This is a genomic window from Pseudoalteromonas sp. S3260, assembly GCF_005886925.1.
Classification (GTDB): Bacteria; Pseudomonadota; Gammaproteobacteria; order Enterobacterales; family Alteromonadaceae; genus Pseudoalteromonas; species Pseudoalteromonas tetraodonis.
Window position 1 is genome coordinate 36,293 of sequence record NZ_PNCV01000033.1, and the last position, 24,135, is coordinate 60,427.

Genomic DNA, 24,135 nt, shown 5'->3' on the forward strand with positions numbered 1-24,135 from the left:
TAGCAGCTATTAAGCTGCTAATCTTTTGAATTTAAAATGCTTAGATGATTAATACAATTAACTCTTTGGGTCCATGTGCGCCATAGGCAAGCGTCTGTTGAATATCAGCAGTTTTTGATGGACCCGAAATAAACACCACATTAGTAGGCAGCTTATTATGCCACTGCTCCTTTTCAAGTAACTCACTAAAAGTGGGGTAGAGTGTTTGGCTATCCACAATAACAAAGTGTACAGGGGGCACTAACGATAAAGTGCGCGGCTCAGCAACTGTAGGCCACAACACAATCGTGCCCGTTTGCGCAATTGCGCAGCGTGAGCCTGTAATACCAGCCGCTACCTGATCAAACAACCGCTCTTTATGTTCACTAAAGTCAAAGTTATACTTTTCGAGAGTGATCGCGCTGTTTAGCTGTTCAATCTCGTTAGTATATTGGCACTGCTCGCCGTATAGTAAGTGATTAATATTACGTTTTTTCAATTCAATATAAATATGTGTCGCTAATTCGCTGCGAGCTATGCTTATCACTTGCGCATGGTTACTTTTTAATTGTGTAGTAAACTGCTCAAGGTATTGCTGCGGGGTTAACTTAGCATAGTTAACAGCGTATTCTTGAGGAAGTTTGTCATAATCTACTTCTTGTATCTGCTGTTTCAGCTTGTTTAAAATACTTCTGCGTGCATTACTCATTATGATTCCTTGCGTTGCTTTAGCTGCTTTGCTTTTTCACGTTCTTTCACCCGTTGGTGCAATGTTTTTGACGCTAGTTTTGGCGCTGTTCTAGCTTCGGTCCAAGGACCAAGTTTCGCGGGTAATAAAAACCGTAGCCGTGTTACTAGCCACATGCTCGATTGATACAGCCAAGGAGAGCGATGAATGATGGACCAGATACTCCATATCAACACTTCTTTATTTTTACGACCACTGCCTTGGCCTTTCATTATATGTGGTTGCTGCGATGCTGGTTTGACGCTTTCTTGGCGTAGTCGTAACAGTAATTTAGGGATCGGAATTTTAACCGGGCATACATCACCGCATGCGCCACATAACGACGAGGCGTTGGGGTGATGAGTAGTTGCTTCTAGCCCAAGCATGTGGGGCGAGACAATTTTCCCGATAGGCCCAGGGTATACTGTGCCATAAGCATGACCACCAATACGAGTATACACGGGGCAGTGGTTCATACAGGCACCACAGCGAATACACTGTAATGTTTGACGTAGCTCTTCATCGCTATACATTTGACTACGGCCATTATCGAGTAACACCAAATGTACCTCTTCTGGGCCATCTTTTTCACCGAGCTGGCGTGGGTGACTAATCATATTAAAATAGGTTGAGATCGCTTGGCCGGTTGCACTGCGTGTTAATAAGCTCAGAAGCGGGGGAATATCAACAAGCTTTTCAACCACTTTTTCTATGCCGGTGATGGCAATATGTAACTTGGGCACTGTGGTACACATACGGCCATTGCCTTCGTTCTCTACTAAACATAATGTGCCCGTCTCGGCAACGGCAAAATTAACCCCAGTGATACCCACATCGGCATGGCAAAATTTATCGCGAAGTACTTTTCTCCCTTGCTGAATGAGTGCATCTACGTCGGTGGTGTGCTCAAAACCGGCGATGTTTTTTGTAAATAAATCGGCGACTTGCTGCTTATTTTGGTGAATCGCCGGCATAATAATATGTGACGGGTGCTGTTTAGCGAGTTGTACTATGTACTCACCCATATCAGATTCTAAGCACTCAATATTATTAGCTTCGAGATGATCGTTAAGCGCGGTTTCTTCAGACACCATCGACTTGCCTTTAACCACCGTTTTGCCATCTTTATCAGCAATAATTGCGCTAATAATTTCGTTGGCTTGCGAGCAGGTTTCGGCCCAATGAACCTTAATACCGTTTTGTGTCAGTTGTTGCTCTAACAGCTCTAACAAAATCGGTAACTTAACTAAACTACGTTGTTTTATTAGTTTACATTGCTCTCTAAGTGTTTCTAGCTCATCAAGGTCGCTAAAAGCATTTTTGCGTTTCTCGACCAGATAATCCATGGCGCCGCGAAAATTACTGCGCAGTTCATCGTTAGCTAGGTCGCGTTTAACATTTTCTTTGAAAGAACGCGCTGAAGCGGCATATTTACTTTCGTCTTGTGTCGCTTGACGTGGATCGATATGTTTTTCACTCATATCTCACCTCCTGCGGTGGTGCGACTTAATAGGTAGCTGGCGATATGCTCCCCTTGTAATGGCGCTTTTTGATGCCTCAGTGCGCCATTAATGTTCATCATACATCCCCAGTCAGCACTGACATAACGTACTACGTCGGCGGCTAGTAAGTTGGCGCTTTTATCGGCCACCATTGCATTAGAGATATCACCATGCTTTACTGCAAAAGTGCCACCAAAGCCGCAGCATTCACTTTCATAGTCATGGGTTATTAACTCGACTTGGCTGAGCTGGGATAATAATTTTTTGCTGGTGATATGCACGCCCATTTCTCTGCGTGCAGCGCAGGAAGTATGCATTGCAACCCGTTCATAAGGGCCGCTATCGGTTAGTTTTATTTTTAATGCATGCACTAAAAACTCAGTGAACTCAAAAATACGGTCACAAAACGCATTTATGTTAGGCTCATCTTTAAGTAGTTCTTGGTAGTGATGGCGCATCATACCGCCACAAGAACCAGAAATAACCACAATTGGAATATCTAATGCAAAATGCTTCACTTGCTCACGCGCCACCGCTTTGGCTTGCTCGGTATAGCCAGAGTTATAAGCGGGTTGGCCACAGCAGCTTTGCCCCTGCGGAAAAATAACCTCAATGCCTTGGCGCTCTAAAAACTCAATTGCGTCAATACCTGAGTCAGGAAACAGCGTATCGTTGAGGCAGGTGCCGAATAAGTAAACCTGGGTTGGGTTTGTCGGGTAGTGTCTTAGGTGTATTGTATTTAACTGGCTCATTGCTAATCCTTGTTATCCTAAATGGTTAAGTGGGTCGGTAATATTAAAGACGTAACTGGCGATCAAACCGAGTAATCCAGCAGTGAGTACGTAGTAGAATGTGGGTATGATAGTACGCTTTATGGTTGCCCCTTCTTGATTGAGTAAACCCACCGTTGCAGAGGCGGCAACGACATTATGAATTGCAATCATATTCCCAGCGGCAGCGCCGATGGCTTGCAACGCAACCAATAACGCGCCGGAAATAGACAACGCATTGGCCACTTCAAATTGAAACTGGCTAAGCATCATATTACTCACGGTATTTGAGCCGGCAATAAACGCGCCTAGGGCGCCTACCATAGGAGCAAAAAGTGGGTAGATGTCACCAAAAGTCAACGCAATTAAATTAGCCATAGCAACAGGCATGGCGTCTAAGCCGGCGTCGTTCACGCCAGAATTAATTAAAATACGTACCATAGGAATGGTAAAAATTAACACAAAGCCTGCACTGAATAGTACTTTTGAGGCATCTTTAGCGGCATCAGTAATTTCAGATACTTTCATTTTATGAATAAACAGCGTCAGCAATGATACAAACAACAAAATACCACCAGGTAAATACAATGGCGCAATACTGCCGCTAATATCCGGCTCGTCTAAAATTAGGTTAAATTGTAATGAGAATTGATTAAGCAGTGCTTTTAAATCTGTTGACAAACGACTCGCCACTAATAATAACGCCACTAGCAAATACGGCAGCCACGCTCTAAATAACGACATAGGGGCTTTGATTTTAGTGGGGGCGCTAAAAGCAATATTCCCCAGCCAAGTTGTTGGCCATTTTTCGCGCGGGGCAAAGTCCCATGACTGAGTGGGTATTAAAAACTTAGCTTTCGCGCACGGTACGACTATCGCTAGCCCAACCAAGGCACCAATTATTGAAGGAAATTCAGGGCCGATAAAAACACCGGTTAACGCATACGGGATGGTAAACGCAAGTCCAGCAAATAGAGCAAAAGGAGCCACTTGAAAGCCCTCGCGCCAGCTGTTATTTTTGCCAAAAAAGCGCGTCATCATACAGATCATTAATAACGGCATTAAAGTGCCAGTAATGGCATGGCCAATGGCAACTTCAGAGGTTATTAATACTAAAAATTGCTCCCAGCTACTGTTATTTGTCAGTAATTGTTCACTGAGTAACGCTTTATCTAAGCCATTACTAACACCAATAATAATCGGCGTACCCACCGCACCAAACGATACCGGTGTCGATTGGATCATCATGCCAATCATAATCGCTGCCATAGCAGGAAAGCCCATCGCTACCAAGAGGGGAGCTGCAATCGCAGCGGGTGTACCAAAACCGGTTGCGCCTTCAATAAATGAGCCAAATAACCAAGCAATAATAATAACCTGAATCCGCCTATCGGGACTGATATCGGCAAAACCACTGCGAATCGTGCTGATCGCACCAGAGTGTTGCAATGTGTTGAGCAACATAATGGCGCCAAAAATAATCCATAATACAGAGATGGTCACCAGCATACCTTGAAGGCTGCTTGCTAAAATACGGTTAAATGACATTTCCCAGGCAAAATAAGCAATAGCCATAGTAACGATTAACACCACGGGCATGGCACGCTTTGCTGGCCATTGCAACGGGATCAGCAATAAAGCGGCAAGTAAGATAGGAGTAAAAGCAAGCAGAGCTTGCAGGTATATCGACATAGAGTAACCACGCTTAATTTTTTATAGTAATTTTTATGCTGTTACTCTAGTAGTTAATTTATTGTTTATATATAGTCTGTAAATTAATGAATTGTTTCCAAAAAAGGTGTAATGAATGGCTAATGCCCATGAACTGACGTTATTTTCATTAGTAGTTGACGCACAATCATTTAATAAAGCAGCAGAGGTTGCGGGGATATCGACCCCGGCTCTTTCTAAAAAAATCAGTAGGCTAGAAAAGGATTTAGGTGTGCAGCTATTATATCGAACTACCCGCAAACTAAGCTTAACCGAAGCGGGCAGCTCGCTGTATCAACATGCAAAGTCAATAGAATTACAATTAAGTGACGCATTAAATAGTGTTAGTGCCTACCGTGGAGCAATTAGTGGTTCGATTAAAATGACCGTACCGACCATTTCAGGGGAGCTACTGCTAGCGCAAGTAGTGGGCCAATTTTGTGAAAAGTACCCTAATGTGAATGTTGATATGCGGCTAGAGAATGACTTTATTGACTTGGTTGATAAACGCATTGATTTAGCGATTAGAACCGGCGTATTAGCAGATTCAAGTTTAATTGCAAAGCCTATTATTAAATCGCGTTGGGTGGTGTGTTGTGCGCCTAATTATATCGAAAAATTTGGCGAACCAAGCAACTTAGACGATCTAAGTCGACATAACTGTTTAGCCTATACCTATCAAAATAAAGGTGCTCGCGAATGGCGTTTTACTCACCAAGGTGAGGAGGTTAGTATTGCCATTAAAGGAAACTTTTCGGCTAATACCGCACAAGCACTTAGGCAAAATGCGCTATCGGGTTATGGCATTGTCTATGTACCACGTTGTTGTGTGTATGAGCATTTGCTAACTGGCGAACTGGTGGCTATTTTATCTGAGTATCAACCTCGTGAACTAGGGGTATATGCTGTGTATCCGTATACGCGCCATCAGCCAGAAAAAATTAAACTGCTGATCGAGTATATTACTAATGCCTACAGTGAACTTAGCGATTACTTTTAAGCTTGTTTTGTTTGATGGGCAGCAGAGCATGTTGAGGAACTACAATAAAAGACACAACCAAATGCTAAAGCTTATACCACTTAAAACGGTCGACATAACTACAGTGCTGGCAAGCGTTGCTTGGTGCTGTTTTATTTGATTAGCAATAAGGTAGGCATTAACACCTAAAGGCGATGCGCTTAATAATATAAGTACGTTGAGTAGTTGCGCCTCTAGCATAAACACAAATCGGCCTAACAATAATACTAAGCAGGGTAGCAATACTAGCTTTAATAATGTGGCGATTAGCGCGGGTTGCCAGTTTTGGCTTATTTTATAAAATGCTAAATTAGCTCCCAACACAAATAGTGCGCAGCCAATAGCGGGTTGTGAGAGTAAATCTAAGCCATTAATAATATCCAGTGGCAATGTAAGGCCTAAAACATTAGCCAATAACCCTAGGCTAATGCTAAGTACCACAGGGTTTAACAGCATGTTTTTGGCAAATTGTTGCCACGAAAACGCACTTTTTTCGCTTTTTGCACTCACTAAAAAGGTGAGAGTAAATAACAATGCACTATGAAAAGTGATAATCATAAATACTATACCAATCATTTCACGGCCAATTGCTGCAATAATTATTGGTAAGCCAACCAGTACGGTATTTGAATAGCTACTGCCAAGAGCAAATACGCTATGGCGTTGATAATCACTGTGCTTAGTAATTAAAAATCGGTCTATTAAAGCGCCAATTATAAAAACACCCACAACCGCAATATAAAAACTTAAAAAGCCATTTAAGCTCACACTATTGTGTAAGTTAGCTTGCGCCATATTTAAAAATAAAAAGCGGGAATACTAATATAAAAGGTAAATTTACTAATACCAGTTATATGTTGTTGTTCTAAAAATTGTGACTTAGTGCTAATAAAACCAGCAGTAACAATAAATACCAGCGGAAATATAATTGAAAAAATAGACACTAATGTCGCCTTAAATAGTATTTAACCAGAGCTGTGGTTATTTAACGCCTAAACTCATCACTTTGCGGTAAATTAATTAAAATAAGTACAGCGCCTTTACCACCATATTCAAGCGGTGCTTGGTGCATTGCAATTACGTCTGGGTGTTGTACTAAATACTGCGGTACTTTGTGCCTGAGTATATGCCCACCAATGCCATGAATTATGCATGCACAATAGTAATGTTTCTTTTTGCATTCGTGGATCAAACCAGCTAGCTCATCTTTTGCAGACTCTTTATTTAAGCCATGCAAATCTAGGGTTAAATCAGGAACAAAGTCACCACGGCGTAGTTGCTTAGCTAAAAAGCGGTCTTGGCCATCTTGTACATAATTAACCGTACCATTGGTATCAATATCAGGTATATATTCATCCGAAAAGAAGAATTCTGACTGTTGTTGCTTTTTTTGCTGGGCAAACTGCTTTGCTTGTGACACTTTAGGTTTATTGCTAAAACGGTGAGTGTCTTGTTTAAATACACGCGCACCACTGATACTTTGACGGAACAAGTCAATGTCGTCAGGACTAATTAGGCTGTTTGAGTGGGGATCTTTTTTCATAGCGGCAGTCTAAACAAAAAAGCGGTAAAAATCGAGTAAAAAGGTGTGATACCCAAGCAGCTTTGAGGTGCATAGTACAGCGCCATTAAGGTTAATTTAAAAGCGATTTATACTGCGTTATTGATTTGAACAATAGAGTGACTATTATTTGCAATCAAAGCCTTACCTAAATCGCTTTTAACACTAACTGCGCTCGCACCTAAAGGTGGCTTGGGTATACAATAGGGCAATCATGGGGCCAATGATGCGCCCCGATTGAGTTTATTTTTTTTGAAAGTAGCAGGCAGATAATACTGATGAGTGAATTACTAATAGAAGAAGCAACCCTAGATGAAGCTGTTGCAGAACTTTCAACCTTACACGATTGGCTTCGTTGGACAACTAGTCAATTTGCAAGTAGCGGTATTTTCTTTGGTCATGGCACCGATAACGCATGGGATGAAGCGGTAAGTTTGTTATTACCGGCGCTTAGTTTGCCTATCGATGCACCCAAAGAGCTGATGCATGCGCGTTTAACCAGTACTGAAAAAAATCGTTTAGCGGGCTTAATTGCCGAGCGCATTAACGATTTTACCCCAGTTCCATACCTGACCAACATTGCATGGTTTGCCAATATGCCATTTTATGTGGATGAACGTGTATTAATTCCTCGCTCGCCTTTTGCTGAGCTTATTAATAATCGTTTTACACCTTGGCTAGAGCAGCCAGAGTCAGTTGGGCGTATTTTAGATTTATGTACGGGCTCAGGTTGTATCGCGATTGCATTGGCACAAGCGTTCGAGAATGCGCAAGTTGATGCGGTTGATATATCTTATGAAGCGCTTGAAGTGGCTGATATTAATATCACTGACTATCAACTAAGTGACCGTGTATTACCGATCCAGTCTGACGTATTCAGTGGTGTGCCTGGGCAAAAATACGACTTAATCGTAGCAAACCCACCGTATGTTGATGCTGAAGATATGGCTGATCTACCACGTGAGTTCCACCACGAGCCAGAGCTTGGGTTAGCATCGGGTCACGATGGCCTTGATGTAACACGTACTATTTTAGATCAAGCTAGTGAGCATCTAACAGATAACGGTTTGTTATTTGTCGAAGTAGGTAACTCTATGGTACATATGGATGCACTGTATCCAGGCGCACCATTTGAATGGATTGAGTTTGAACAAGGCGGATTAGGGGTGTTTGTTATTAGCAAGCAACAACTAGATGCCTACTTTGCGCAGTAATAATTAATACTAGCCATTCATCCCAAATGGCTGGGTAACACTATAGCCGAGTTAATCCTCGGCTATAAGTCATTAGGAATGAGGAAAGTTAATGGCAGGTAATAGCATAGGGCAGTTATTTAAAGTGTCCACCTTTGGCGAAAGCCACGGCGTTGCATTAGGCGGCGTAGTGGATGGCACGCCCGCAGGCCTTGAGATAACAGAGGCCGACATACAACACGATTTAGACCGTCGAAAACCTGGGCAAAGTCGCTATACCACGCAGCGCCGTGAGAGCGATCAAATTAAAATTTTAGCGGGCGTTTTTGAAGGTAAAACCACCGGTACCAGTATTGGTTTATTAATTGAAAATACCGATCAACGCTCACAAGATTACGGCAAAATTAAAGACGTATTTCGTCCAGGTCACGGTGATTATACCTACTGGCACAAATACGGCTTACGCGATTACCGTGGTGGTGGCCGCTCATCTGCGCGCGAAACCGCTATTCGGGTTGCCGCAGGCGCCATTGCTAAAAAGTATTTAAAGCAGTTTCATGGTATTGAAATACGCGCGTGCTTGAGCCAATTAGGGCCAATAAAAGCCGAAAACTACGATTGGGATGAGGTGGAAAATAACTTATTCTTTTTCCCAGACGCTAGCAAGCTTGAAGCACTCGATGAATATATGCGCGAGCTTAAAAAGCAAGGCGATTCAGTGGGTGCCAAAGTAAAAGTAGTGGCTAAAAATGTGCCAGTTGGTTTAGGTGAGCCGGTTTTTGATAGGCTAGATGCCGAACTTGCACATTCATTAATGAGTATTAATGCTGTTAAAGGCGTTGAAATTGGCGATGGCTTTGATGTAGTCGAGCAAAAAGGCTCAGAACATCGTGATGAGTTAACCCCTGATGGTTTTACCTCAAATCATGCCGGTGGCGTGCTTGCAGGAATTTCAACGGGGCAAGATATAATCGCATCCATTGCGCTTAAGCCAACATCAAGCATTACCATTCCCGGTAATAGTATTAATACCGAAAATGAAGCGGTTGAGATGATCACCAAAGGTCGTCACGATCCTTGTGTAGGCATTCGTGCTATTCCGATTGCTGAGGCAATGATGGCCATTACTTTAATGGATCATTTACTACGTCAACGCGGTCAAAACCCACATGTTAACCACGAACATGGGCCAATTAAAGGCGCTATTTAAGCGCCTTACGTTTAAAACTATACTAAACGGGCAATAGTGCGTTTAGTATATACAGGCTATACATCTTTATTGCCGCTCAATAATTTAAATGTGCTCAGCGCACCTAAAAATAAGAGAGCTGTTAGTATGCAAAAAAACAATCAAGCTTCCATCTCACAAACTGAATATAAAGCCACCATAAAACGACTCGAAGAGTTTAGCCGCTTTACCGATAGCAGCATTGGTATTCCGTTTACTAAATTTAAATTTGGTGTAGAGTCGTTGATTGGGCTTTTACCTGTGATAGGTGATTTAGCAGGGCTTATTTTATCTGGCTATGTACTAATTGAAGCGCAGCGCTTAGGTGTTAGCAAGCGAGTAAAAAGCCGTATTATTATAAATATGTTGATTGATTTTGTTGGCGGGCTCATTCCATTTTTTGGAGATATTTTTGATGCCATGTTTAAAGCAAATACGCGTAACACCCGCATACTTAAAAAACATTTAACAGATAAGCTAACTACAAACCCATAAACCATTTAAGTTAATAAGTGTGTAATTAGCCCTGTTATTAACTATTTATTTGGCATCAAAAAAGTACTTAGCGAGTATTTCTTTTTGTTGACCAAATTGATCAGACACTCCAATTCCAATCCCAATTATTTTCCCTTGTGCCTGCGGCGGCTCAGCGTGCAGCGCTTTTTGTACTAACGCTAATGCAGGATTTTTCTCATTTGCAAGTAGGGTTAAATGCGGCTGAAAATTTTGAAATACATTAGGGCTGCCATAACGTTCAAAAGCCACAAGTTTATTAGGGTAATGCTTTACCCAACTAGGCACTGGTGCTTGATGATCGCGAAGCGGCTCAAGCTTAAGGGTAATCTCATCTGCCAATCGTTGTAATTGATATGATTTTTCTAAATTTATAAATGCCCAATTACTTGGTGATACACTAAATCCATTGGCTTTTATCTCAAACGACTGATGTTCTTTTACAATGCGCTCAACCATTTGCTTAATTTCGTTTTGTGCTTCAAGTGGGTAATCCGTTAAATACAAGGTGGCATGCACGGGTAACCCTTGTTGGTAAAACGTAGTAATTTGGTGCGTAGCCAATTCATCGCTGGTGTTAGCGACTAGCTCAACAATAGGCTTAGAAGGAATAGCAAATACGTTAATACTTATGCTTTTTGCATAACTGCTGGCAGAAGTAGCCAACAGAGTTAAAAAAGTAAAAGAGATAAATAGCCACGATAAAGAACTGTGTTGTTTAACCATAAGAGTGAGTCAATTTAGGTTTTTGGTTGGCATATGGTAAGCGTAATTAAGTGATCAGTAAATAAGTGCATAAAGTTTTATATTTTTGATTTTGTGACTAATATTACTTTAGCTCCATACGGATTATGGATATTGTTTTTAGCAGTATTCAACTCTCTGTATTTATTGCTCTTAAAAGTGCTTCAAGGAAAGTTCAATGATATTTAAAGCGTTAAATAAGTTAAAAAGAACAGTGCGCTTTTCTATTCGTTTAACGGTTGTGGCGGTATTTGTATTGGCAACGTCTATTACCGCCATTGTAGCCACTAGCTTACAGTATTACTTCAGCGAAAAAATGGCACTAGAGTCTAACTTGTTGCATTTCAATATGACCACGCAATCTGTTGCTGATTACCTATCACGCATCAATGAAAAATCTGAAAATACTTTAAATATGATGGTTAAAAATACTTCACTAGTAGGTAATAACTTTTCAGACAAAACAGAGCTGCGTAATGTATTGAGCGAAATAATGGAATTAAACCCTTTGTTTTACGCATTTTCTATGGGCTATAGCAACGGAGACTTTTATGAAATTATCAATCTTGAGAGTGGTAAAATAGTCAAAGAGCGTTTAAATACGGTTGATAATGACCGGTGGGTTGTGATCCATATTAAAACCGAAAAAGGGCAAAGGGTAGAACACAGGTACTACTTTGATGCTGATTTTAACTTAAGAAAGCAAACCAATAAACCGACGTTTTTTGATCCTCGAGAGCAAACGTGGTTTAAACAAGCAAATTCAGAGCAGGTGAATAAAACTAAACCTTACTTATTCTCGCATTTACAAACTTCAGGCCAAACCTACTCGATTAAAACCAAAGGCAAAGACCATGTGTTAGCTCTTGGAGTTATGGTCGATAATATTTCTAATTATTTATTAACACAACAGCAGCAGTTAGATATGCATAACTCAACACAGTTACTTATTTATAACCGAGAAGGAGAAATTATTGCATCAAATCAGCCCTTTAGCTCAACGGTTGAGGCAAGGCTAAATCGGTTGATACTGGATGAGCAACAGCAAAAAATAGTTGCCAAATACCCTACTATCACAGTTTCAAATGAAACCAATTGGGCACCTATGGATTTTAGTGTCAGTGGTAAGCCTAAAGGCTACAGTGTTGAATATATAAATGCGATTACTGAACTGTTGGGTATTAAGGTTAATTATATTAATGGACTCAGTTGGCAAGAATTACTTAATTTATTTGAAAATAAGCAGATAGATGTGATTCATCCGGTACTTAATACAGCATCGAATAATGCATTGGGTATGCTCAGCACACCCATGGTAAGTTTGCCTTTGAGTATTGTTAATCAACAAAACAATCCACCAATTACCCATATGCAGCAACTTGCTGGTAAGTCAGTTGCAGTGGGTGAGGGCTGGTCAATTGTAAAAATATTACGAGCGCAATTTCCAGAAATTAACTTAGTAGAGGTTCCCAATACAAAAACGTTGTTAACGCATGTAGCCAATGGTTATACCTATGCGGGAATAGACAGCAAGGCGGTATTACAATATATCCAACAACAATTTTTTATTGATGGGGTTCAGTATAATCAACTAGATGAAGAAAGTGCCGCGCTTTTTTCAAATGACTATCACTTATTATTTCATAACCAAGACGCTCAATTAAAAGCCTTGTTTGACTATGCAGCCACGCAACTGCCTATGCAATTTAAACAACAACTTAGTGATAAATGGCTTAATACTAATCCCGAGAAAAAATCAAAAGTTGTGGGCACTGTCCCCTATGAGCAATTAATTACTTTATTAGACGATGATAGTAATTTCTCTAATTTAAAGTTAGTGCATATTAATGGTAAAGAACAGTATGTATTTATTAAGCCTTTATCTGACTATTTATCGCTAGCCAGTACAGGTTACTTAGCCATTATGGTTTCTAAAGAAGATGTATTGAGTTCTACACGGAAAAAAATAAAGCTTTCTCTTATCATTACTGCTGTTTGCCTTATTTTGATATTACCTGTGTCGTGGTTTTTTGCATCCCCCATTGTTGCCCCAATTAAAACGCTGGTGGGTGAAAATAATAAAATTAAAAATCGTCAGTTTAAGCAAGTCTCAACCTTAAAAAGTCATATTAAAGAAATTAATACTTTAGCCAGCTCTATGGTCGAAATGAGCAAGTCGATACAACAACACGAAGAAAGCCAAAAAGCACTCATGGCTTCGTTTGTTGAGCTTATAGCTCAAGCAATTGATGATAAGTCTCCCTACACTGCGGGACACTGCGAACGTGTCCCAGAACTAGGTATTGAGCTTGCTAAAGCCGCTTCAGAATCAGAGTTACCTGCCTTTCAAACGTTTAAATTTAAAAGTGATGAGGAGATTGAAGAGTTTAGCTTAGCTGCTTGGTTACATGATTGCGGAAAAATAACTACTCCAGAGCACATTGTCGATAAAGGCACTAAGTTGGAAGTGATTTATAATCGTATTCATGAAGTAAGAACACGGTTTGAAGTCCTTTGGCGAGATGCCGAGCTTGATTACTACAAGTCATTGCAACAAACCCCAAAAAATCAGAGTGAGCTAGCTAAGCAGTTGGCAGCTAAACATCAACAATTACTGGACGATTTTGCCTTTATTGCACAGTGTAATATTGGCGGCGAAAAAAATCACAGCAGCCTCGCTTGAGCGTTTAACCTTGCTAAGCAATGTTACTTGGGTGCGGCACTTTGACGATAAGCTAGGGCTTTCACCTGTCGAAATGTATCGCTATGCACAAACGAGTGACACGCTGCCTGCTACTGAAAAGCTACTCAGCGATAAGCCTTGGCATTTAATTCCTCATGATAAACCGATTGAATATGACGAGCGTTTAGGAATAAAAATTGCTCCGTGTAAATATAAATATAATTTAGGGGAGCTTTATAATTTACAAACTTCTAGAGGCACCCTTACCGCAGAAGATAGGTTTAAAATTAATGAGCACATGATAAGTACGATACGTATGCTCGATACACTGCCGTTCCCTAAAGAACTTGAGCGCGTACCGCGTTATGCCTCTACTCACCATGAAACATTAAAAGGAACTGACTATCCTCGTAAACTAAGTGCCGATGATTTATCGATACCTGAACGGGTGCTGGTACTTGCTGACATTTTTGAAGCATTAACAGCAGCCGACAGGCCCTATAAAAAGGCAAAAACACTCAGTGAGTCCATTGGTATTTTAGCTAAAATGGTGGCCGATCATCATGTTGATAAAGCCGTATTTGAATTATTTTTAAGTTCAGGTATTTATCTTGATTACGCTAAACGCTACCTCAGTGCTGAACAAATAGATGAGGTAGATATCTCTCAATACTTGTCATAACAACAATGAGCATGACTTAGCGTGTGTAAACTTAAAGAGATTTATGTGAACATCTCTTTAAATCGCTAGCTTTTTACTTTGTGCAGAAAAGTACGTACAATTCGCCTCGTTTTTAGTGCGCTTTATATTAGTTTTATATGGCTATAAAGCATCGGGTTCAAACGAGTATACGAAATATTTATGCATCAAATAGCGGATTTAATTTCTATTTTCGAACACACTTTTTTCCAAAGCTATAATACGCGTTTGGTAAAAGGTGAGCACGAGCCTATCTACATTCCCGCAAATGATACAACGCCTTATCATCAAATTGTATTTGCCCATGGTTTTTACGCCAGTGCGCTGCACGAAATAGCCCATTGGTTAGTGGCAGGTTCTCAGCGCCGCTTAGTTGAAGATTATAGTTATTGGTATTGCCCCGACGGGCGCGATGCTTCACAGCAAGCAGAGTTTGAATCTGTAGAGGTTAAAACCCCAAGCAATAGAGTGGGCGCTCAGTGTGGCCGCGGGATTTGATTTTAACGTATCGGTAGATAATTTAAATGGTGAACAAACCTGTCGATTTGCGTTTCAATCGCGTGTACATGCAAAGTTATTACAGCTGCTGCAAGACGGATTTAACCCACGTACTACAAGGTTACTAAAAGCACTGTGTAAATTTTATAACACAACGTGGCCTTTAAATGCTGCGCAGTTTTCATGGCATTCTCCCGAGGAGCTAAAAGATGCAGTTTAAGTTAGGGCTGATTGTAAACCCGGTTGCAGGATTGGGCGGTAGCGTGGCGTTAAAAGGCAGTGACGGCGAAGACACCGCCGCTAAAGCCATTGCATTAGGCGCTGAGCCTAAATCAAATAGCCGCACTAAAGCTGCACTTGAAGTGCTTGTACCTCATCAGTCAAATATTACTATTTATACTGTTAATGATGAAATGGGGGAGCAAACAGCAAAATCACTCGGCTTTAATACCCAAGTGGTATATCAAAGTAACTCACCCACAACCAGTGACGATACCGAAGCTGCAGCTCGTTTATTACTGCAACAAGGTGTTGATTTAATCTTATTTGCTGGTGGCGACGGAACGGCGCGCAACATTTGCCATGCTGTAGAAGACTCGGTACCCGTATTGGGCATTCCAGCAGGGTGTAAAATTCACTCAGGGGTATATGCGATTACGCCAAAAGCCGCAGGCCGCGTAGTTGAAATGTTAGTTAAAGGTGAGCTGGTAACATTAAGCGATGCTGATGTGATGGACATTGATGAAGTGGCTTTTCGCCAAGGAACAGTAAAAGCAAAACGTTATGGTGAAATGCAAGTGCCCAGTGAAGTGCGCTATGTACAAGCGGTTAAAAATGGCGGTAAAGAAACTGACGAGCTGGTGCTAGCAGATATAGCTGCTTATGTCGTTAGTGAAATGGATGCCGATATCCTCTATGTCATGGGTAGTGGCTCTACCGTTGGCGCAGTGATGGAAGAGATGGGGCTTAAAAACACCTTACTCGGTGTTGATCTCGTTGAAGATCAAGCCTTAGTAGGCCAAGACCTAACAGCCCAGCAACTTCTTGAACTTACCTCAGGCCGTGAAACAAAGTTAGTGATCACCCTAATTGGCGGCCAAGGGCATATTTTTGGTCGAGGCAATCAACAACTCAGCCCTGCGTTAATTAAAGCGATAGGCCGCGATAATATTATTGTGGTGGCTACTAAAACAAAATTACAGGCTTTAAATGGCCGACCGCTGATTTGCGATACCGGTGATAGCAAATTAGATGATGAATTAAGCGGTTATATACGTGTAACCAGTGGGTTTAACGACCATATTATGTATGCAGTAGGTCATCAAGATGGGCTGCACCCAGAGGAGAAGTAACACATGAGTTTAGTAAATTACATAGATGCTGCGCAGCAATATTTTGATGATTTAGTGATAAAAGCAACCGATGACGAGTTATTTGCCGGCGGTTATTTACGCGGCCACTTTGATTTAGCCGTAGGTTATGCACAAGTTGAAGAATTAAATCTAGAAATTGCAGAACTAAACGACACGGTTGAAAAAAGCTTAGTAAAAGCTTATCGCAATGGCGAACTTAATGAAGATGATAAAGCACTCGTAGTAAGAATATGGGATGAAGTAAAAGCTCTTGCATAAGCTTTTTTCATTCATTAAAAATAGCGCGGCTACTGAGCCGCGTTTTTTTGTGCCTAAAAAAGAACTTGTTTATTCAGTTAAAATTTACCTCATTCCTTAGATACGCTAAAGTAGCGTAGTCTAAATTCTAGGGAACAAGTGAAATGAATAACAATAATGATGCGACAATGCCAACGGGCATAGTTGCGCGATTTTTAAATTTTGTTGAGCGGGTAGGTAATAAGCTTCCTGATCCAGCAATTATCTTTTTGTTTGCCATGTTATTAATTTGGTTTTTGTCTTGGTGGTTTTCAAGCGTCACGTTTGATGCAATAGACCCTCGTACTGGCGAAGCCATTATCATTAATAACATGCTTGCCAGCGATTCGCTGGCTACTTTTTTATCTTCTATGGTAAAAACATTCACCGGTTTTGCGCCACTGGGTGTCGTACTGGTTGCTATGCTGGGTGTGGGCGTTGCAGAGCATTCGGGCTTTATTAATACCGGCCTTAAATTAATGCTCAAAGTAACGCCTAAAAAATTACTAACACCCTCAATTATTTTAGTGGCTATTGTGAGCCATACGGCTACCGATGCAGGATATGTGCTAGTTATTCCTCTTGCTGGGGTAATATTTTTTGCAGCTGGTCGTCATCCGCTTGCCGGTATTGCAGCCGCATTTGCCGGGGTAAGTGGTGGCTTTGGCGCTAACTTTATCCCATCTGGGATTGACCCATTACTGCAAAGCTTTACCCAAAGTGCAGCACAAATTATTAATCCAACAATGAGCATTAACCCGCTTAATAACTGGGGCTTTGCTTCAGCATCAAGCTTATTTATTGTGATGCTAGGTTGGTATATCACCGATAAAATTATTGAACCACGTTTAAAAAATTCACCAGTAGATGGTGAAACTCAAGACCTACCAGCATTTGAAGATGCTCGTAGTGACGAAAAACGTGCATTTCTTATTGCCAGTACCGTAATGATTGCAGGTATTGCATTATTAGCCTATGTATCTGCACCAGCTGATTCAGCGATGCGCAGCAGCGATGGCTCGTTAACAAACTTTAGTTCACCACTAATGCAATCAATAGTGCCACTGATATTTTTGTTATTTTGGATCCCAGGCGCAGTATATGTTTTTACCGTAGGCACCTTTAAAAGCTCTAAAGACATGATAGATGCGATGAGCAAGGCCATGAATGGTATGGCGTATTACATTGTTATGGCATTCTTTTGGGCGCTGATCCATTTCTGTGTTGGTTTGCTATACTAAGTAAATCAAATCATGTTAGGAGCGTCCATGAATAATACTCAGTTTGCCAATCTTCAAACAAAACTAGAAGATCTAACTTTTGTTCAGTTGAAGCGTCTCCGACAGCACCTCGAAGAAATGATCTCTTCGAATCATGTAGGTAAAGCTATCGCTGTGCATGAGGAAGGCGTAGGCGAATGTGCCCATTGTGGTAGCGATGAGTTCACAAAATACGGAACAACAGCACGAGGGCAGCAGAGATACAAATGCAAAGCTTGTGTTCGAACGTTTAATTCACTTACAGGTACTCCGTTATCTGGCATGAAAAAACAAGATAAATGGCACCAGTATTCTGAAGGCATGTGGTTTACAGCCAAGATCAGAGAAGCAGCAAGTGAGCTAGGTATTAATGTTAAAACCGCTTGGCGTTGGCGTCATCAGTTATTATCTAAACCAAGACAAAGAAAGCCTTCAGAGCTTCATGGGATCATTGAAGCCGATGAAACCTTTATTAACGAGTCGTTCAAGGGTAAACGCAAGTTGGAAAGACCTCCACGTAAGCGTGGTGTTAAGAGCCATAACATACCTAAAGTACCAGTTATGCTTGCATTAGATCGCAACGGTGCTGTCACTCACTGCGTCTTGCAAAGAAACACAAGAGAAGAGCTGGAGAAATCACTAGCACCAGTATTAACACCTGAGAGTGTATTGTGTACCGATGGCAATTTGTCATATCAAACTATCGTTAAAAACCTTCCTTTTGAGCTTGATCATAAACGCCTTATAGCTATTGATAATCAAAGAGTTATAGATGGCATCTATCACATACAAACACTAAACAATTGGATGATGCGCTGGAAACAGTGGCTAAGGCAATTTAATGGGGTTGGCACAGATTATCTTGATAACTACATCGCTTGGTTTAGGCAAATGGAGCAGTCACAAGAAGACGATAGCTGGGTCGTTTTAGCACTATAAATATTTGGAGTTTTAATGAAGATACTTAAGATATTGATCATTGTTTTTATTACGTTTTTTATAGCTTCATTTGGTTACTTTAAAAAAGATGCCATTGCTTGCGAACTGATAGGGGTAACACACTTCAATGAAGTGTCACCAGATTTTTATGTTGACCAAAGTATCGACACTTCGAAACAAGTTGAGCTGTCTCATGCTGTAGAATCAGCATTTAAAAGGGTTTCGGATATCTATGGCACTCCCACTTCCAACCCTAGAATCATTGCTACAGCCGAAACAAAATATGCCAAGTTCGGATTTAACCCCACAGGTATGCAAAACTCTGGTTTATTTAGGGAATGTATATTTCTAGGCCCTAAAGGACTAAACACTGATGTAATAGCCCATGAACTTGTTCATGCAGAAGTCAGACACAGAACAAACCTGTTTGTTGAACTAACTCAATTACCTGCTTGGTTCATTGAAGGTACAGGGATCAAAGCAGATTACCGAAAGCCATTTTTATTAGAAAACATTGATGTGAAAAATGATGACGTAGATGAGATCAAATCGGTGTTTTACCTTAGTGACTTCCCAAACACCAAGGTAAAGTATTATCAAGCATCGCTAATCGCTGTAGAGCCGATGAACCCAAAGGACATGTATAGAGGCTTAGAAAGGTTGAACAATGGTGAACAGTTTGAGGACGTTTTTGACGAATTCTTTTAATTGTTGATTAATATTGAAATTTTATTCTATCAACACAGAAATGGATCACAGCCTTCTTTTGTTCATTATTTATTGCTGCATTTAGTAAATCAAACCTAGGTGCCTTACTGGCAATTGAAGGGGCTCAGGTATTAAAAGCAATGGAGTTACCGAGCTCTGTAACGGTGGTAGGGATTATTTTCCTAACTGGTTTTGTAAACTTGTTTGTTGGTTCAAGCTCGGCTAAGTGGGCACTATTAGGTCCGGTATTTGTACCTATGCTAATGCAGCTCGGTATTTCGCCAGACTTAACGCAAGCAGCGTACCGTGTGGGAGATTCTAGCTCTAATATTATCACCCCGCTAATGCCATACTTCCCGCTGGTGGTGGTGTACTGTCAAAAATACGTTAAAGGCACAGGCATAGGTACGCTTATCGCGATGATGCTACCGTATTCAATCGCCTTTATGATTGGCTGGAGTATCTTTTTGCTAGGCTACTGGGCACTCGGTATCCCATTAGGACTTGATGCCAGCTACGTGTACCCAGCAGTAGCGCCTTAACTTATATCTTGATTCATAAACCTCACTCACTCGAGTGAGGTTTATATAAAAGTGCTGTAATATTCAAAGCAAGTCTAAGTTACCTTTCTAAATCTCTCACTATATAGCCAAACAAACTAGCCTCACCAAAAATATAGACATAATCGTTTTTGTTATTCATTATTGTAGACTTATCGTCGTACCACCTAAAATCATGAGTTTCGTTTGTTTTAGGATCTTTAAAATATAAACGAGTACAATTATCTTCATAATCAGAACCACACTTTTGCACATCAGTTAGGATATATTCCTTATACCAATAGTCGCCTTGCGTGTAGTAAGCCCATAATTTAATGGGGGCAGAGAATAAAAAATAGAGACTTGCATAGATTAACAAAGGGATTAATGGGTACGCGAATATTAATGATAATTTCGTTTTTGTATCTGAAAAACTATATTTAAGATGCTCCCTGTATTTACTGCAGCGTCTATATTTATTGAATACAAGTATATTTAAATAGATGAATGATGCGCCACAAATAATAGGGAATGCTATAAAGAAAATAACGTCGTATATTTCATTTGTGATAAATGGTGGATCTGTAAAGTCCATTAAAATAGGAATAATGATGCATAATAAAATAGGTAACATTATTACTACAAAGAGTAAGTTGTCGTAATTTCTTTTCAATTTTTAATTCGTCCGTGAATTATAGCCTTTGCTTAGTTTACATAAATTTTATTGTTTTAAAAATCAAAGAAAACATGTTTATACACATTAAGTAATCTGAGTTTTGGTTAATAAAGCTATCTCAAGCAGCTTTTTCAACGCTAATTGCGTTGAATTTACTTACAATAAGCTAGCTATTGACGCGTAATTTCGCCTTGTTTTCACTGCAATCTCTGGTTAGAGAAAACAAACAGAATATTTTTAATTCAATATTTTAGTTAAGTATCTAATACTGGCTTGCGGCTTCAAGTTACGGAATTTAAGCTGACCTGATACCTGAATTCCAGACACAAAAAAACCTTGGCACTTTCGTGGCAAGGTTTTTTTACTAAAGAGTCGTTGCTTACTTAGCGGTGAAGCTAACTGGGCGACGTTCTTTACGAGGACCGCTACGCTTATCAGGGCGTTGGCCTTCTTTGTTAAAGCTACGCTTCTTGTCACCAGCAGGGCGTTCAGAACGCTCGCCGCGTGGCTCAGAAGGGCCTTGATCTTGTGTTAATGTCATACCCATTGGGCGTTTACAAATAAACACTTTTTGGAAGTGATCAAGTACATCTTTAGGCATGTTTTGCGGTAATTGTACCGTACTGTGACTGTCGTGAAGACGAATGTCACCAATAAACTTGCTTGAAATGTCTGCTTCGTTAGCAATTGCACCAACAATGTTCTTAACCTGAACACCATGCTCACGACCTACTTCGATACGGTACGTATCCATAGGACCTGCATCACGGCTATTACGCTCGCGAGGTTTACGCTCAGCGCGCTCACCGCCACGTTCGTTACGACGACCACGGTCACCACGATCATTACGGTCGTTGCGAGGGTTGCGTTCGTTACGTTCACGCGGTTGAATCTTAACTTCTTCAACTTTAATTGGTGATTGTTGCTGTGCTAAACACAGTAATGCACCCGCTAAGTCTTCAGGAGCAAGCTCAAGTTTTTGTGCCATGTTGGCAGCCACTTCGTTGAAGAAAGTAATATCTTTGTTTTCAAGTGCAAGCGTAAGCTTTTCTTGAAGCGCATTGATACGTTTCTCTTCAACAACTTTAGCTGTTGGTAATTCAACTTGTGCGATTTCAGATTTAGTATGACGAATGATATTTTTAAGTAAATAACGCTCGTTATGCTTAACGAAAAGAATCGCTTTACCAGTACGACCAGCACGACCTGTACGGCCGATACGGTGAACGTAGGCTTCAGAATCTTGTGGAATGTCGTAGTTGATAACTAAGCTTAAACGGTCTACATCAAGACCACGTGCCGCTACGTCTGTTGCAATAACAACGTTTAGCATGCCGCTTTTTAAACGATCAACTGTGCGCTCACGCGCTTGCTGGTTCATGTCACCGTTAAGTGGAGCAGCAGAGAAACCTTCGCGCTCTAATAACTCAGCTAGTTGAACTGTATCGTTACGTGTACGTACGAAAACAATAGCACCTTCATATTGTTCTGCTTCTAAGAAACGAACAATTGCTTTGTTTTTATGTACGTGTGCATTCCAAAACACTTGCTCTACTGACGATACAGTTGAGTTGCGTGCAGAAATATGAACCTGTTCAGGATTGTTCATATATTTGCTGCTGATGTTTTGAATTTGCTTAGGCATAGTCGCAGAGAAAAGACATGTTTGCTTTTCACGCGGCGTTTTTTCCATGATGCTTTCTACATCATCGATAAAGCCCATACGTAGCATTTCATCGGCTTCATCAAGTACAAGTGCTTGTAAAGCATCAAACTTGATAGTGCCACGGTTTATGTGATCGATTAAACGACCCGGTGTAGCAACAATAATCTGTGCGCCACGACGAAGTGCGCTCAACTGGATGCTGTAGCTCTGGCCACCATATAGTGCCAGTACTTCAACACCACGAGTGTGTTTTGCATATTGTTCAAATGCCTCAGCTACTTGGATCGCAAGCTCACGGGTTGGTGTGAGTACAAGGATCTGTGGCTGTTTCACAGACGGGTCAATATTATTTAGTAATGGCAGTGCAAATGCTGCTGTTTTACCTGTACCCGTTTGTGCTAGTCCCAGTACGTCCTTTCTTTCTAGCAATAACGGTATACATTGAGCTTGGATTTCAGATGGTGTCTTGTAACCCAACTCTTCAACTGCCTTTAAAATTGCAGGAGAAAGATTTAGAGATTCAAACGTGACTGGTTCTGACATTAATACGCCTCAACGAATTTAAAGAGGCGCGCATTGTATAGGAAATGCGAGGCAAATGCTTGTATAAATTACAACTAATTTATATGTGTTTGATGTTGGTCGAAATTTAACCAGCCTCAATTGTGCGTTAATTGAGCTGGTTAACACTCTGTCTACAAAATTACTGGTAAAGGCCTAGGTTTTCTTTAGCATAAGCTTCAAATTCAGTGAATCCACCAATATGAGTTTGGTCTACAAAAATCTGCGGTACGGTTGGGCATGGTTTGCCTGCAGACTTCTCTAAATCTTCTTTACTGATACCTTCTTTGATGATGTCAATGTAGCGGTATTTAAAATCATCGCGATCATTAGCAAGTTGCTCTGCAACATCTTTAGCGCGAACACAAAAAGGGCAGCCTTCACGGCCAAAAATTACTGTTAACATAACGCTCTCCTCAAATTAGTTGACCCTAGTGTAACTAATTTCATTTTTTATTACAGTGCAAAAAAACGATTATTGCGTTCGCTTTTTTAGGGCCTGTAAAAAAATAAAAATATTTTATAAAAAAATCTTGAAATAAAATTGCCCGCCCATAAATAGTTATTTGAGGACGCCTGATGGGTCTTCATTTAAACAGAACTATTTGAAAATTATATTATTAATTAACTTTTGCCGTTACTTGTTCAAACGAAAAGTGGCAGCAATATATCGCTTAAATATGAGGATATTATTATGCGTACAGTAGATTTATCACCCCTATACCGTTCATTCATTGGTTTCGATCACTTAGCATCATTAATGGATGCCGCTGCACGAACTGACAAGCAGCCAAGTTTTCCTCCATACAACATCGAAGCACTTGATAAAGACAAATACCGTATCACTATGGCAGTTGCTGGATTTAGTGAAGACGAGTTAACCTTACAATCAGAAAACAACACTTTGGTTGTATCAGGCACTAAAGCAGGTAAAGAGCAAAATGATGAGCGTAAATTTATTCATCAAGGGATTGCCGAGCGTAACTTTGAGCGTAAGTTCCAGTTAGGCGACCACGTTAAAGTACTTGGTGCAGACTTAGCCAATGGCTTACTAAGCATCGACCTTGAACGTGAGATCCCAGAAGCGCTTAAGCCACGTAAAATCGAGATTGGCTCAGGCAATATGCTAGAAAGTAAATAGCTTAGATAGCACATGTATTTTCCCTGTGAAAAGCCGCCATTTGGCGGCTTTTTGCGTTGTTAGTCTTTTAAGTTTATTTGCATTTGTTTTAAAGCGTTAATTTTATCTATCGCAACTTGCAGTTGTTCTTGTGAAAGCTTTTTTTGTCGGCCTTTAGCCAGTAATTCTTCA

17 protein-coding genes and 5 pseudogenes are annotated in these 24,135 nt (G+C 40.6%); 13 read left to right on the top strand and 9 right to left on the bottom strand.

Annotated features, from left to right (window positions below):
• Positions 1-40: 40 nt before the first annotated feature.
• From CWC14_RS05555 to CWC14_RS05570, 4 genes are read right to left on the bottom strand one after another with little or no spacing between them, the layout of a single operon-like run.
• The gene (locus CWC14_RS05555; RefSeq protein WP_011327664.1) at positions 41-688 is read right to left on the bottom strand and encodes a LutC/YkgG family protein; all 648 of its coding nucleotides are present in this window, start codon (positions 686-688) and stop codon (positions 41-43) included.
• Positions 688-2,187, bottom strand: a complete 1,500-nt coding sequence (locus tag CWC14_RS05560) for a LutB/LldF family L-lactate oxidation iron-sulfur protein (RefSeq protein WP_011327665.1) — start codon at positions 2,185-2,187, stop codon at positions 688-690. Before CWC14_RS05560 ends, CWC14_RS05555 begins: the two co-directional genes overlap by 1 nt.
• Positions 2,184-2,960, bottom strand: coding sequence for a (Fe-S)-binding protein (locus CWC14_RS05565; protein WP_011327666.1), 777 nt, complete (start codon positions 2,958-2,960; stop codon positions 2,184-2,186). Before CWC14_RS05565 ends, CWC14_RS05560 begins: the two co-directional genes overlap by 4 nt.
• A 12-nt stretch (positions 2,961-2,972) precedes the next feature.
• Positions 2,973-4,670, bottom strand: coding sequence for an L-lactate permease (locus CWC14_RS05570; protein WP_011327667.1), 1,698 nt, complete (start codon positions 4,668-4,670; stop codon positions 2,973-2,975).
• A gap of 115 nt (positions 4,671-4,785) precedes the next feature.
• On the opposite strand from CWC14_RS05570, the gene CWC14_RS05575 reads away from it, so the two are divergent.
• Entirely contained in the window at positions 4,786-5,688 is a 903-nt protein-coding gene (locus CWC14_RS05575) for a LysR family transcriptional regulator (protein WP_138561749.1), read from the top strand.
• A gap of 39 nt (positions 5,689-5,727) precedes the next feature.
• On the opposite strand, the pseudogene CWC14_RS05580 reads toward CWC14_RS05575, so the two are convergent.
• Positions 5,728-6,650: pseudogene (locus CWC14_RS05580) on the bottom strand (AEC family transporter).
• Positions 6,651-6,691: 41 nt separating this feature from the next.
• Positions 6,692-7,249 carry an endonuclease SmrB gene (gene smrB / locus CWC14_RS05585; RefSeq protein WP_138561751.1) on the bottom strand — a complete coding sequence of 186 codons (558 nt, stop codon included), beginning with the start codon at positions 7,247-7,249 and terminating at the stop codon, positions 6,692-6,694.
• Positions 7,250-7,545: 296 nt separating this feature from the next.
• Here smrB and prmB point away from each other — a divergent pair, with 296 nt between their 5' ends.
• The 3 genes from prmB to CWC14_RS05600 all read left to right on the top strand — a co-directional run bounded on the left by prmB (position 7,546) and on the right by CWC14_RS05600 (position 10,183).
• Positions 7,546-8,481 carry a 50S ribosomal protein L3 N(5)-glutamine methyltransferase gene (gene prmB, locus CWC14_RS05590; protein ID WP_008466678.1) on the top strand — a complete coding sequence of 312 codons (936 nt, stop codon included), beginning with the start codon at positions 7,546-7,548 and terminating at the stop codon, positions 8,479-8,481.
• 91 nt (positions 8,482-8,572) lie between these two features.
• Entirely contained in the window at positions 8,573-9,670 is a 1,098-nt protein-coding gene (aroC, locus tag CWC14_RS05595) for a chorismate synthase (protein ID WP_055011734.1), read from the top strand.
• 126 nt (positions 9,671-9,796) lie between these two features.
• On the top strand, positions 9,797-10,183 hold the full coding sequence (locus tag CWC14_RS05600) for a DUF4112 domain-containing protein (RefSeq protein WP_010391373.1): 387 nt from the start codon (positions 9,797-9,799) through the stop codon (positions 10,181-10,183).
• 45 nt (positions 10,184-10,228) lie between these two features.
• Here the strand turns inward: CWC14_RS05600 and CWC14_RS05605 are convergent, their stop codons facing one another.
• A complete protein-coding gene (locus CWC14_RS05605) occupies positions 10,229-10,927 on the bottom strand; it encodes a 2'-5' RNA ligase family protein (RefSeq protein ID WP_138561753.1) in 699 nt (232 codons plus the stop codon).
• 196 nt (positions 10,928-11,123) lie between these two features.
• Between CWC14_RS05605 and CWC14_RS05610 the strand changes: the two are divergent.
• The 8 genes and pseudogenes from CWC14_RS05610 to CWC14_RS05645 all read left to right on the top strand — a co-directional run.
• A pseudogene (locus tag CWC14_RS05610) lies at positions 11,124-14,310 on the top strand (HD domain-containing phosphohydrolase).
• 180 nt (positions 14,311-14,490) lie between these two features.
• Positions 14,491-15,046 (top strand): annotated as a pseudogene (locus tag CWC14_RS05615) (elongation factor P hydroxylase).
• A complete protein-coding gene (locus CWC14_RS05620) occupies positions 15,036-16,178 on the top strand; it encodes an ATP-NAD kinase family protein (protein ID WP_138561756.1) in 1,143 nt (380 codons plus the stop codon). The pseudogene CWC14_RS05615 and the gene CWC14_RS05620 overlap by 11 nt, the downstream one beginning before the upstream one ends.
• A 3-nt stretch (positions 16,179-16,181) precedes the next feature.
• Positions 16,182-16,457, top strand: coding sequence for a YfcL family protein (locus tag CWC14_RS05625; protein ID WP_010391380.1), 276 nt, complete (start codon positions 16,182-16,184; stop codon positions 16,455-16,457).
• Between the two features lie 143 nt (positions 16,458-16,600).
• A pseudogene (locus CWC14_RS05630) lies at positions 16,601-17,686 on the top strand (AbgT family transporter); the annotation flags it as partial.
• Between the two features lie 57 nt (positions 17,687-17,743).
• Positions 17,744-18,673 carry an IS1595 family transposase gene (locus CWC14_RS05635; protein WP_161781329.1) on the top strand — a complete coding sequence of 310 codons (930 nt, stop codon included), beginning with the start codon at positions 17,744-17,746 and terminating at the stop codon, positions 18,671-18,673.
• A 15-nt stretch (positions 18,674-18,688) separates the two neighbouring features.
• The gene (locus CWC14_RS05640) at positions 18,689-19,381 is read left to right on the top strand and encodes a hypothetical protein (protein WP_036956898.1); all 693 of its coding nucleotides are present in this window, start codon (positions 18,689-18,691) and stop codon (positions 19,379-19,381) included.
• A gap of 44 nt (positions 19,382-19,425) precedes the next feature.
• Positions 19,426-19,923, top strand: a pseudogene (locus CWC14_RS05645) (AbgT family transporter); the annotation flags it as partial.
• 1,052 nt (positions 19,924-20,975) lie between these two features.
• On the opposite strand, the gene CWC14_RS05655 reads toward CWC14_RS05645, so the two are convergent.
• Together CWC14_RS05655 and CWC14_RS05660 are read right to left on the bottom strand one after the other, a co-directional pair.
• Positions 20,976-22,805 carry a DEAD/DEAH box helicase gene (locus tag CWC14_RS05655; RefSeq protein WP_036956903.1) on the bottom strand — a complete coding sequence of 610 codons (1,830 nt, stop codon included), beginning with the start codon at positions 22,803-22,805 and terminating at the stop codon, positions 20,976-20,978.
• A gap of 160 nt (positions 22,806-22,965) precedes the next feature.
• Positions 22,966-23,229, bottom strand: coding sequence for a GrxA family glutaredoxin (locus CWC14_RS05660; protein WP_008114535.1), 264 nt, complete (start codon positions 23,227-23,229; stop codon positions 22,966-22,968).
• A 288-nt stretch (positions 23,230-23,517) separates the two neighbouring features.
• On the opposite strand from CWC14_RS05660, the gene CWC14_RS05665 reads away from it, so the two are divergent.
• Positions 23,518-23,964 (top strand): Hsp20 family protein, encoded by a 447-nt coding sequence (locus tag CWC14_RS05665; protein WP_008114537.1) that lies wholly within the window; start codon positions 23,518-23,520, stop codon positions 23,962-23,964.
• Positions 23,965-24,135 lie beyond the last annotated feature (171 nt).